General features: G+C 34.7%; 11 protein-coding genes. 5 read left to right on the top strand and 6 right to left on the bottom strand.

Annotated elements, in window-relative coordinates:
- Positions 1-46: 46 nt before the first annotated feature.
- From ACY65O_RS19070 to ACY65O_RS19060, 3 genes are all read right to left on the bottom strand, one after another.
- Complete coding sequence (locus tag ACY65O_RS19070; protein ID WP_462222446.1) at positions 47-685, bottom strand: hypothetical protein; 639 nt, start codon at positions 683-685, stop codon at positions 47-49.
- 137 nt (positions 686-822) lie between these two features.
- Positions 823-3,465, bottom strand: a complete 2,643-nt coding sequence (locus ACY65O_RS19065) for an N-acetylmuramoyl-L-alanine amidase (RefSeq protein WP_462222445.1) — start codon at positions 3,463-3,465, stop codon at positions 823-825.
- A 96-nt stretch (positions 3,466-3,561) separates the two neighbouring features.
- On the bottom strand, positions 3,562-3,918 hold the full coding sequence (locus ACY65O_RS19060; RefSeq protein WP_462222444.1) for a BlaI/MecI/CopY family transcriptional regulator: 357 nt from the start codon (positions 3,916-3,918) through the stop codon (positions 3,562-3,564).
- 325 nt (positions 3,919-4,243) lie between these two features.
- Between ACY65O_RS19060 and ACY65O_RS19055 the strand changes: the two genes are divergently transcribed.
- Complete coding sequence (locus tag ACY65O_RS19055; protein ID WP_462222443.1) at positions 4,244-4,930, top strand: cell division ATP-binding protein FtsE; 687 nt, start codon at positions 4,244-4,246, stop codon at positions 4,928-4,930.
- A gap of 64 nt (positions 4,931-4,994) precedes the next feature.
- Here the strand turns inward: ACY65O_RS19055 and ACY65O_RS19050 are convergent, their stop codons facing one another.
- Genes ACY65O_RS19050 through ACY65O_RS19040 form a run of 3 tightly spaced genes read right to left on the bottom strand, consistent with a single transcriptional unit; the run spans position 4,995 to position 8,312 of the window.
- On the bottom strand, positions 4,995-6,113 hold the full coding sequence (locus tag ACY65O_RS19050) for a glycosyltransferase (protein ID WP_462222442.1): 1,119 nt from the start codon (positions 6,111-6,113) through the stop codon (positions 4,995-4,997).
- On the bottom strand, positions 6,106-7,260 hold the full coding sequence (locus tag ACY65O_RS19045) for a glycosyltransferase (RefSeq protein WP_462222441.1): 1,155 nt from the start codon (positions 7,258-7,260) through the stop codon (positions 6,106-6,108). Before ACY65O_RS19045 ends, ACY65O_RS19050 begins: the two co-directional genes overlap by 8 nt.
- A 53-nt stretch (positions 7,261-7,313) precedes the next feature.
- Positions 7,314-8,312 carry a Gfo/Idh/MocA family protein gene (locus ACY65O_RS19040; RefSeq protein WP_462222440.1) on the bottom strand — a complete coding sequence of 333 codons (999 nt, stop codon included), beginning with the start codon at positions 8,310-8,312 and terminating at the stop codon, positions 7,314-7,316.
- A 116-nt stretch (positions 8,313-8,428) separates the two neighbouring features.
- Between ACY65O_RS19040 and rpsO the strand changes: the two genes are divergently transcribed.
- The 4 genes from rpsO to plsY all read left to right on the top strand — a co-directional run.
- Positions 8,429-8,701 carry a 30S ribosomal protein S15 gene (gene rpsO, locus ACY65O_RS19035; protein ID WP_462222439.1) on the top strand — a complete coding sequence of 91 codons (273 nt, stop codon included), beginning with the start codon at positions 8,429-8,431 and terminating at the stop codon, positions 8,699-8,701.
- Positions 8,702-8,840: 139 nt separating this feature from the next.
- Positions 8,841-10,994 (top strand): polyribonucleotide nucleotidyltransferase, encoded by a 2,154-nt coding sequence (pnp, locus tag ACY65O_RS19030; protein WP_462222438.1) that lies wholly within the window; start codon positions 8,841-8,843, stop codon positions 10,992-10,994.
- A gap of 65 nt (positions 10,995-11,059) precedes the next feature.
- On the top strand, positions 11,060-11,884 hold the full coding sequence (gene prmA / locus ACY65O_RS19025) for a 50S ribosomal protein L11 methyltransferase (protein WP_462222437.1): 825 nt from the start codon (positions 11,060-11,062) through the stop codon (positions 11,882-11,884).
- 106 nt (positions 11,885-11,990) lie between these two features.
- On the top strand, positions 11,991-12,620 hold a 630-nt coding region (gene plsY, locus ACY65O_RS19020; protein ID WP_462222436.1), incomplete at its 3' end, for a glycerol-3-phosphate 1-O-acyltransferase PlsY.

Raw genomic sequence — 12,620 nt, 5'->3', positions numbered from 1 at the left:
AATTGGTAATTAGGGTGGATGGGGAGGAGATAGTGTATTAAGAGAATTATTCCATCTTTAGTGATTTACTTACAGGCTTTGATGAAGTGCCATTTGTATTTTTATAAACACAATTGTCAAAACTAATTACACTGCCCGGACCGCATCGGGCAAATAAGGATTTCTTTGTCTCCATATCTTTACAAAGTATTGTGATAACATTTGGAAAATTTCCTCCGGAAAAATAGATAGTGCCTGAGATAAAATCTTTCCCAATTAGTTCAAAGATTTCTTTGTTGGCTTCGGAAAGAGCAATTGAAATGTTATATTCACCAGAGTAGAATACATAAGATTTTCCTGCTATTGAAATTTCTATTCCTTTTTTATCAATTACTTTCACACTGTCAAATGTTACAACAGAGCCTGCTACACATTTTTTGATAAGAGCGTCTAATCCATTTAAAGAACTGGTATCTAAAAATGCAGACTTTACGTTCTGGAAATTAGCCCCTAAAAAATATACTGAAGCGCTTTTAAATTTATATCCTTTTGTAACTCTTATTTCTTTTTGAAGTTTAAAGGAATCAATATTAGTTCTTGTACCATCTATATTGCCAACAGTAAATTCAGGTGCTTGGTTTGGAAGCGTTTTAACTGTAAGAATTTGTGCTTTTGCATTGGACGCAAAAAATATTATCACCATCACAGATAAGAACGATAATATTTTTTGGGAGTTAAGAAAATACGTTTTTATTAAAAGGCAAATCATTTGCTAAAATAAAAACTATATTCCAGAATAGGAATTTGTTTGTATTATATTCAAATATTTAACAAAGGATTACTTTATAAATTAGCTGTTACAGATTTTTTATCTCCTTCCACCACAAAAATAATCGGTTGTTTACGGTAAGCATTAACAGGCTTGCTATTTTGAATAGCAGGTTTCCAATTGGGGCTTTGCTTTATTAAACTGATACAATGTTGTGCAGTTTTGCTGTTTTGATAATTGGTGGTAGTAACGTCACTTACTGTTCCATCTGCATGTACAATAAATTGAACAACGATGGTATAGGTGCCCGCTTTCCATCCTTCATCCACCGGAATATCAGGGTTTAAATTTTTCATTAAATACTTTCTCCATTCGTCATCACCGCCGGCAAAAGATGGTTCAATTTCTGTTTTAGTGAAAATTTTATCCAGAGCAGTGTTTGTATTTATATCTGGAGCATTATTTTTTTCAGCAACGGTTAATAAATGTTTTTTTGTTATAATTTCTACCACACCATTTTTTCCTTTTTCTCCATATAACAATATTGCTGAATTGCCTTTCAAAACATTTATACTTTCAATATTACCCGGAGCAATGATATTAATATTAAAATTGTCTTCTTTTACTTTCCCATCAATAACATACAATGGTGTAGATTTTTTAGATTGAACTGTTACTTCGGGTAAATCATCTGCCTTTAAGGATACATTTATCATAGCAGTTTTTCCTTTGGCATCAATAATGTCATCCAGCTTATCTCCTTTTACAACAGTTACATTGCTTATTTTATTTGGGGGTATTGCATTTAACTGTTCAGGAGTACAAATTTTTCCGTCGATGTATATTAAGGTATTCGATAAATCTCCGCTTACAACAGTTTTGTTACCTGATAGTTTAACAGCGTTATTCTTCTCATCAAAAAAAGCGGAATCTGCAGAAATTATAACAGCATTTTTTTGTGTGATTTTAATTACGCCATACTTACCTTTTTCTCCATAGATTTTTTTTGCAACAGTTGGATTATAAGTTACGATGCTGCTGAAACTTGCAATATTTTTCTCAATGTAATTCATCCCAAAATTTCCTATTTCTTTTGAATCAATAATAACCAGTGCCTTTGTTTTGTACTCATAACTTTTTAAATAATTGCTGTCAGCATGTTTGGCGTTAACATAAAAACCATTTGAAGAAAGTTGAGTATCCGAAATATTATTTTGAGTAATAACCGCTAAAAAATTATTGGCAGCAAATTTTTCTATAGCTGCTAATATATTTTTTGCAATAGTTTCTTTTGCATTATTAGTTTTTAAATAAGCAACGTCTTTTTTATTGTTAATGCATCCAGTTTCTATTATAACAGAAGGTATATTATTTGATTGTAACACTTTTATACCTCCCAGCCGCTGCATTAGTGTTTTTGTTATAGGTAAGGGATAGTTTTTACCAAATTCTTCAATTAAAATATGTGCCAGCTGCTTGCTTTCTTTGCTGTTGCCAAATTCATCCTTAGCAACCCAAAAATCTACGCCGCTTTTGGATTCAGGTATTGGAGAACCATCTGCATGAATAGAAATAAATATATCGGCATTGCTATTCCTGGTAAATTCAACCCTCTCGTTTGGATTCATGTTCGTATTATTATTTCTGGATAAAATAATTTCTATATTTTCATTGCTATTTAATTCCTTTATTTTTTTTGATATGGCAAGGGTCAGATCTTTTTCCAAAATTCCATCGGCACTTTTTGCGCCTGCGTCGGCACCACCATGGCCTGCATCAATAACAACTGTAATTTTTTTGCCGTTGTATCTGGAAGCTCCAGCTTCCAGCTTATCTTTTACTTTAAAAGTAAATGCTGCAAAAATTAAAACCAACAATGGCAATACCATTACTCTTCCCAAATAATTAACTTTAGGATTTTTATTTTTAGTTAGCATAAGTAATCTTCTTTTTATAGGTGAATAGAAAAAATTATTGGTGAGTTGAAACCTGTGTTGGGGATAAGTAGCATGTAATATCATTTCGGCAAATGATGCCGTATCGCTGTCTTCTACAGCTTTTTTATCGGCAATAAATTCATGTATCATATTCAGCTCTTTGCGGATAAGCCAGAAGAAAGGGTTACACCAAAAAAAGATGAGAATGATATTGATGAAAATTTTATCGTGACTGTGTTTTTCCTGTACATGCGCCAGCTCGTGTTTAAAAATTTTATGGCCGGTGGAAGTTTCGATATCAATACTATTATTCCAAAAAATATAATTAAAAAAGGAGAATGGTGTGCTTTTAGCATCGGTATTTACAAATGAAATTTTGTCAATAATTTGCGTTGGATATTTTTTTATAAGATTAAAAATGCTGTAAATCGTATGCAAGAAAATTAAAAATAACACAAGCGATACAGTTAAATATGCTAATGGATAAAGTTGTGTAATATCAAATGAATTTGATGAGGCAGATACAATGATGTTGCCCATATACTCATCGCCATTGCTAACTGCCTGCAACACTTGTATTACTCCTGTGGGTTGCGCTGCTGCAGATTGCCAAAAATTTATTTTTATCAACGGCAATAACAAGGATAATACCACAGCTGCCATCAGGTAAAAACGGTTGTACTTGTGAAAAACTTTGTTTCGCAGCAGCAACCAGTAATAACCATACAAAATGCCGGAGCAGATAATAACTTTTAAAAAGTACCAGGCGACAGGTAGCATACAATTGTTTTAAATAGTTGTTAGTTGTTGGTTGGCAGTTGTTAGAAGGAAAATTGCTGGTATGCCAACAACTATTAACTAACAACGGTCAACCTTTTATTTCTTCTTCAACTGTTTCAGCAGTATTTCCAGTTCATCTAAACTGATGTTATTTTCTTTTACCATAAACGAAACGGCATTGCTGAAGCTGCCTTCAAAATAACCTTTTACCAAACTCTTCATACTGCTTTTGCTGTACACCTCTTTACTAACAAGCGGATAATATTGATGTGTTCTTCCAAAAACGGTAACGCCTACAAATTCTTTATCTGTTAATATTTTTATTATAGTAGCCACGGTATTGCTGTGCGGCTTTGGTGCAGGCAATTCATCGAGTATTTCTCTCAAAAATGCTTTTTCTAATCTCCATATCACCTGCATTATCTGTTCTTCTGCTTTGGTTAAGTTTTTCATTTTGTATGCTTTTTTATTTGCTGATGTAAACTTAAAACTAATATCTTAGTTTTACAACTATTTTTTTAGTTATTCACATTTTTTAACAAATGGTGAAGAAAATATATTTTAATGTAGTGGCACTAAAAGCTAAATTTGCTCAACTTGCAAAGATTTTTATTTACGCTTCTATAAAGTTGAATAAAGAAATATTGTTAATGAGTGTCTCGCCTTAGGCCAGACCACTGAAGCTAAATAGAATTAATAAGGCTTGGTAACAAAAAAATAAAACACAAATTTCTCCATTTTCCCTTTAGGGGATAGGGGCTAAACATCAAACCAATCTATGTCTCAATCAATTGTTGAATTAAAAAATGTAAATATTTACCAGGGTAGCAGCCTTATCTTAAGCGATGTTAATATTAGCATAGAAAAAGGTGAGTTTGTCTACCTGGTGGGTAAAACCGGAACAGGAAAAAGCAGTTTGCTTAAAACCATGTACGGCGATTTGCAATTGACAGAAGGAGAAGGCTGGGTGGTGGGCCATAATTTGAAAGAACTAACGTGGAAGACGGTACCTTTTTTGCGCCGTAACCTTGGTGTGGTGTTCCAGGATTTTCAATTACTGACAGACAGGAACGTAAATGAAAATTTAAAATTTGTTTTAAGAGCCACAGGTTGGAAAGATGATAAATTAATGAATGAAAAAATTGCTGATGTGCTGGATAAAGTGGGTTTAAAAACAAAAGGCTTTAAGATGCCTTTTGAATTGAGCGGTGGCGAACAGCAAAGGGTGGATGTGGCAAGGGCCTTATTAAATTCGCCTAAATTAATTTTGGCCGATGAGCCTACCGGTAACCTTGACCCTGAAACGAGTGATGAAATTATGCAGTTGCTTTTTCATATTTGCAGAGATTACAACACCACAATAATTATGGCTACACATGATTATATGGTAATAAATAAATTTCCTGCCCGGATGATTAAAACAGAAAGAAATAAAGTGTGGGATAATGCTTCTATTGAAATGTAAAGGTGTAAGGAATTGGTAATTTGGAATTAGGGATTTGGGATTAGGATGTTTTGCTGCTACAATCCTAAAAATATCCAATCAGTTTTATTGCATTTGCTTCGTTATTATAAATCGTTTGTAACAAGCCCTGACGTTTTTCTTTTTCCTGATCTGTAAATGGTTGTTGATACATTTCTTCAATAACTTTTTTAAAAGATGTGGCGTCGTCTGCAATATGGCAAACCTCTTCAAGTCCGCTGCCTTCCACTCCTGCGCTGTTTACTACACAATGCCTGCCATTAAATAAAGCATTTAATAATTTTAATTTTATACCGGTGTTGTTGAAAGAAGGCAGCACATGAAGTTGTGCTTTTGTTATCATATCCTGCATTTCTTTTTCGCCGGGGTTGGCTACAATGCAGGTTTGTTTGTGTTGATGTGCAAAAGCTAATAATTTTTGAGAAGGATTTTTACCTGCTATTACAAAAGGGATTTCTAAAGTATTAAATACGTTTTGCAGTAACCAAATTACTGCAGTTTCATTTTCGTTGATGGATAAATTACCATGGTATAAACAAAAACAACCTTTACCTGCTGCACCCACTGCCAAAGTATGCGGAATAAAAACCGGCAGGTAACAAATATCTTTAGCATCAAATAGTTGTTTATAAACCGTTGCGTCATGTTCGCTTACAGCAATTATAGAGGCCTTGTTGGCAATAGCTTTTTCATATTTATATAATAACCTGCTTTCGTTAATAAAATACAATTTTTTAAAAAGATTGCTTTCGTTTTTTGCAAGTTGTTTATAATATTCAAATTCCACATTGTGCAGGCGCACTGCAATTTTCCGGTTGCTTAATTCTCCTTTGTGCAGGTAATAGGTACAATGAATACCTTCTAATAAAATGGGGTAATCATCTTTTTTTAAATTAGCGATCAATTCATCATGTTGCCTGCTCTTTACAATTAATGGAATACGAAAAGAAAAACTGTTGCTGTTTTTTTTACGCTGATAATAATTTACCGACTCACAATATTTATTTAATTCTTCCTGAGGTTTTCTGCCTTGTGTAAAGCAGTGTAAATGAATTTTTATGCCAAGTTGGTGTAAGGCTTTTAGTTTGTAAAAAAGATCTACCACGCCGCCATAATCAGCAGGCCAGGGTACGTCAAGGGTTACGATATGTAAGTGTTTATCCAAGTAAATTTTTATAGAACATTAATAATTTTTTTTCTTCCTGCTGCCAGTTTAAATCTTCTCTTGCTTTTAGGCAATTTTGCTGCAACTGTTCATATTCAACTTCATTCTGCAGTAAATTGTTCAGTTGTATGGCCAAATTTTTTGAGCTTATATCATTAACTAAAACTGCAATCTGGTACTTGTCGTTAATTTCTTTATACACCGGGTAACTTACACACAACTGCGGTATGCCGGCATGCAAATAATCGAAAAAACGGTTGGCTAAGGAATAATAATTGCTTAATCCTTTATCGTCAAACAAAGTAATGCCAATATAAGCCTGTTGAGTAACAGTTCTTAATTCATCAGGTTTTATTTTGCCTTTAAAAATAACTTTATCCTGTAAGTTATTAGTGGTTACTAATTGCTGTGCCTGCTGCATAAAATTTCCATCGCCGCAAATAATAAGTTTACAGTTAACATCTTTCATTGCAGGTATAAGTGTTTCAAAACTTCTGCCTTCATTTACTGCACCCTGGTATAAAATAAATTTTTCTTTTTTTTGGGTTAGATTTATTGCTCTCAGTAAAGCAATATTTCTTATTACTTCGTAATTAACGCCATACATTTTTTTAAATTCATCAGCAATGGGTTGGTTTACTGTATAGCCATATTTAAATTTTGGAACGGTAAAACGTTCAATCTTTTTCCAAGCTTTATAAATTGCAGGTCTTGTTGCAATCTCTTTCATTTCGCAAAACAATTCATGTGCGTCGTAAACCTTTTTTACTTTTTTTATTTTCGAAATGAAGTAACAGGGTAAAATCGTATCGAGATCAATTGCTCCAATACAATCCATTTTTTTAAAAAGCAGGTAAAAAAATAAACGGATATTATATTCTGCATAAAACAGTTTTCCTTTTTCAAAAAAACAAAATAATCTTTTTTGTAAAAATGGTTGCGGTAACAATGAGAGCGACGCTCTTAATTTCCTTCCCACCAATGTTACTTTGTGCCCTGCATTGGCCAATGATGTGCAAATACGAATCATGCGCTGGTCATAAGTCAGGTCTGTAGTAACTGTAAAAAAAATACAGCCCCCTCCGCCACCTGAAGGGGGAACTTTAGGGTTCAATATTTCGGGAGAGCTTTTTGTATTTTCAGGCATTTGGGTTGATTATTTAAGTACTTTTCTTTTTCACAGAGATCAAAGTTCCCCCTTCAGGTGGCGGAGGGGGCATAAATCCCCTCAATTATCTCCACCGTTTTCAATCCTTCCTCCGCACTTGCAAATTCATGTTCATCATCTTTTAATGCCTTAACTAAATTTTCATATACTTTATCATGGTTGCTCATACTACCCTGGTAAAATCCATAACCATTAGCAGGGTTGCCTTTCGGTAATTCAGGAGTAGCAATTCCTTCTACGTTACAATATTCTAATTCGTTTAAATATTGTCCCCCAATTTTAATAGTGCCTTTCTCTGCAAAAACCGTAAACGAACCTTCCATATTTTTATTAAAACTGTTAACCGTATAATTTAAGGATCCAATGGCACCAGTTTTCATTTCAAATAAAACCACACCAGTATCTTCAAATTCAATTGCTGCATGCGCAAAGTTTTTGGTATTTGTTTTAACCGCAGCTACATCTCCCAATAACCAATACAACAAATCAATAAAATGACTGAACTGTGTAAATAGGGTGCCGCCATCCAAATCTTTGGTTCCTTTCCAGCCATTATAATATTCATTCGGCCTGTTCCAAAAACAATTTATTTGAAAGCTGTAAATTTTACCCAGTTTATTGTTATCAATCAAATCTTTTAAATAAGCCACAGGAGGATTGTAACGGTTTTGTTTAACTACAAAAAGTTTTTTATTGTAGTTAAGTGCTGCATCAATCATTTTTTTTCCATCTGCTGTAGTAATGCACAATGGTTTTTCACACAAAACATTATTGCCAGCTTCCAGTGCTTTTATAGAATGAATGGCGTGCAAACCGTTTGGAGTACAAATACTTACTATGTCCAATTTTTTTTCAACTGCCAGTAATTCTTCAATAGAATGATAAGCTTTTGTGTTAAAAAGACTTGCCATTTGATTGGCTTTTTCAGGAATGATATCGCAAACTGCTGCCAGTATTCCATGTTTTATAATTTGTTCAGCATGCCTTTTGGCAATTCTTCCACAGCCTATTATGGCGAACGACGGTTTCATATTTGGCAATATTCAAAAAAAATCCTCAATTCACCTCGTAAAAACCATTTTTTTATGTACTTTTGCACACAATTATAAAAGAAACATAACAAAGACGTTATTAAAAAAACAAAGAGATGCCTTATTTAACAATCGAAAAAAGAGCAAGTATTTTCTCAACTTATGGTGGTAAAGCCACTAACACAGGGTCTATTGAGGGCCAAATCGCTTTATTAACAGAGCGTATCAATTCCATTTCAGAACACCTTAAAATCAACAAAAAAGATTTTTCTTCTCAAAGAGGTTTAATGAAAATGGTGGGTCAGCGCAAGCGCTTATTAACTTACCTAAGCAAACACGACCTTACTGGCTACAGAAGTTTAATTGAAAAATTAGGCCTTCGTAAATAAATTATTCCAACTATGTAATAGCAATAATTCCCAACTGAAGTTTTACGGTTGGGAATTATTCTTTTTTACGTAATTAACTCACCGGGGTTAGGGTTTAAGCAAATCTTAAACAGGCAACCCCAAATCATAAATCGTATTTATGTCTTTATTACAACCAAAATCGGTAACTTTTGATATTGGCGGTGGCCGCATGGTTACCATCGAAACAGGCAAAATGGCCCGCCAGGCAGATGGCGCTGTTACCGTTCGCCAGGGCAATTGTATTTTATTAGCAACAGTTGTTGCCAACAAAGAGCCTAAAGATGGCCAAAACTTTTTTCCATTATCTGTAGATTACCAGGAAAAATTTGCTTCCGCCGGCCGTGTACCCGGTTCTTTCTTTAAAAGAGAAGCCAGGTTAAATGATTACGAAATTCTTACTTCAAGATTAATAGACAGGGCTTTACGTCCGCTTTTTCCAGAAGATTATTTATGTGATGTTCAGGTACTTATAAGCCTTATATCAAGCGATGCAGAAGTTATGCCTGATGCGTTAGCTTGTCTTGCGGCTTCTGCAGCTTTAGCTGTTTCAGATATTCCCATTCAGGAAATTATTTCGGAAGTACGTATTGCCCGTAAAAATGGCGAGTACATCATTAACCCAAGCCGTACTGAATTAGCAACTTCCGATTTAGAATTTATAATTGCCGCTACCGATAAAAATATAATGATGGTAGAAGGTGAAGCTAACGAATGCCAGGAAGAAGATTTAATTAAAGCGATTGAATTAGGCCACGAAGCTGTTAAAGTACAGATTAAAGCGCAGGCCGAACTTAGGGCACAGCTTGGCTTGACTGCAAAAAGAGAATACACCAAACCTTACCGCAACGAAGAATTAAATGAGAAGATAACTGCTTTTGCAAAAGATAAAATGTATGCAATTTCTGCATCAGCATCTGCAAAGCACGAAAGAAGTGATGCTTATAAAGCACTGCATGAAGAAGTAAAAACGTTTTTAGGAGAAGAATTACCTGATCAGGATAAAAAATTGATTGGTCATTATACCGGCGAATTACAATATTACGTGGTAAGGGATATGATTTTGAATGATAGAAAACGTTTGGATGGAAGAGGTACAGAAGATATTCGTGCCCTTGCAATGGAAACTAATATTTTACCAACGCCACACGGTTCATCTTTATTTACAAGGGGTGAAACACAATCACTTACAACAGTTACTTTTGGAACGCCTTTAGATGAATTATTGGTTGAAAGTGCCTACAAATCTGATTATACAAAATTCATTTTACATTATAATTTTCCTCCCTTTTCTACAGGTGAAGTTAAAATGATGAGAGGTGTTGGCCGCAGAGAAGTTGGTCATGGTAACCTTGCCATGCGTAGTTTAAAAAAGATGATGCCCGGCAGCGATTATCCTTACACAGTTCGTGTTGTAAGTGATATTTTAGAAAGCAATGGTTCATCATCAATGGCTACAGTTTGTGCAGGTTCGCTTGCATTAATGGATGCAGGTGTGCCTTTACCTAAACACGTTAGTGGTGTTGCAATGGGCTTAATTAAAAAAGGCGACCAGTTTGCAGTGCTTACTGATATTTTGGGTGACGAAGATCATTTAGGCGATATGGATTTTAAAGTTACCGGTACACGTGATGGTATTTGTGGTGTACAGATGGATATTAAAGTTGATGGCTTAAGTATGGATATCATGCGTAAGGCTTTGGCCCAGGCACGTGCAGGCCGTTTACACATATTAGATGCGATGTATGAGTGTATGCCTGCAGCAAGAGCAGAAGTTAAACCTCATGCGCCACGTATGGTTAAGATAATTATTGATAAAGAATATATTGGTGCGGTGATAGGACCAGGTGGTAAAGTGATACAGGAAATACAAAGAGAAACCGGTGCTACAGTTAATATTGAAGAAGTGAACAATGCCGGTGAGGTAAGTATCTTCTCAGCACAAAAAGAAGGATTAGAAAAAGCTTTAGCATGGATTAAAGGTTTGGTAGCCACGCCGGTTGTAGGTGATACTTACGAAGGAACAGTTAAGAGCATTAAAGAATTTGGTGCTTTTGTAGAATTTCTTCCTAAAAAAGAAGGCTTGCTGCACATTAGTGAAATAAGCTGGAAGCGTTTAGAAACTATGGATGGCATTTTTAAAGAAGGCGATAAAGTAAAAGTGAAGTTGCTGGATGTTGACCAAAAGACCGGTAAGTTTAAATTAAGCCGTAAAGCTTTAATACCAAAACCCGATATGCAGCCTAAGCCGCAGCAGGGTGAGCAACAGAATTAATCTATAACATTTCATATTTACAACCGCAGGATTTTTTTTCTGCGGTTTTTTATTAAATTGATAAAATGAAAAACATTGAAATTAAAATAAGCACCAGTTCTGCCCAACAAAACGAAATATTAATTGCCCTGCTTGCAGATATTGGCTTTGATGGTTTTGAAGAAAACGAAAATGAGTTAAAAGCTTTTATTACCGAAATAAAATTTGATAAAGAAACTTTAGATGCTGTTGCCAGTAGTAATAATAACCTGGCTTATACATTAACTGTAATTGAGCAGCAAAACTGGAATGCACAATGGGAGAGTAGTTTTGAACCCGTTGTTGTAAATAATTTTGCGGCCGTACGTGCTGGTTTTCATCAGCCGGTAAAAAATGTGCAGCACGAAATTATCATTACCCCAAAAATGAGTTTTGGTACAGGCCATCATGCCACCACATTTTTAATGATGGAACAAATGAGTGCTTTGAATTTTACAAATAAATCTGTTGTAGATTTCGGTACTGGCACAGGTGTTTTGGCAATTTTAGCCGAAAAAATGGGAGCATCTTCAATTACTGCAATTGATAATGATGACTGGAGCATAGAGAATGCGAAAGAAAATATTATTACAAATAATTCAAGAAATATCTTACTGCACAAAGCAGAAAGTCTTCCGCTTAATATGACGTACGATATTATTCTTGCTAATATAAACCTGAATGTTATTTTGCAAAATATAGAGCTTATTGCCAAGGCATGCAAGCCAGGTACAAAAATATTATTGAGTGGGTTTTTAATCACTGATGAAATACAAATAAGATCATCTCTTGCTGAGAATAGTATAACTTTTACATCTTTTACACACCAAAAAGACTGGATATGCGTTGATGCTAAGTATAGAACAGGTTAAGACATTTATATAAATTAAAATACGTCTTTATTTTGTCATTAAATTAAGGTTAAGTAAACCCATTATTCATTATTTTTGTAGTGTTCAACTCAACTCAAAGAATCGCATGAAGGAACTACTTCTTATTATAATTGCATATTTAATTGGGTCCATTCCTACCGCTTTAATTATAAGCAGAAAATTTTTTGGTGTAGATATCAGGGATTATGGCAGCGGTAATATGGGAGCTACAAATACCTTCAGGGTTTTAGGAAATAAGTATGGCACCATTGTAATGGTAATTGATATTTTAAAAGGTGCGGTAGCTGTTGCGCTGTATAATTTTCTTCCTTATTACTTTAGTTCCGATATGGAATTGTACCGTACCAATTTTATGATTGGTTTGGGCCTTGCTGCAGTAGCGGGGCATATCTTCCCCATTTTTGCCGATTTTAAAGGCGGTAAAGGTGTGGCTACTTTATTTGGAATGTTGCTGGCAGTGCAACCCATTGTAGCAGTTAGCTGTGTAGGTGTTTTTTTGTTAGTCCTTTTTTTAACCCGTTATGTTTCGCTCAGTTCAATATTAGCTGCACTTTTCTTACCTATTTGTGTGTTGTGGATTTTTAACGAACACGAACCCTTATACCGCATATTTGCCCTTTTAGTAGCGTCATTAGTTATTTTTACCCATCAAAAAAATATTGGCCGCATATTACGTGGCGTTGAAAGCCGGGTGCCCATACTTAAACACCGTGAC

The sequence above is a fragment of the Ferruginibacter sp. genome (genome assembly GCF_031430955.1).
GTDB lineage: Bacteria > Bacteroidota > Bacteroidia > Chitinophagales > Chitinophagaceae > Ferruginibacter.
This window is presented reverse-complemented; position numbering and strand designations above follow the sequence as displayed.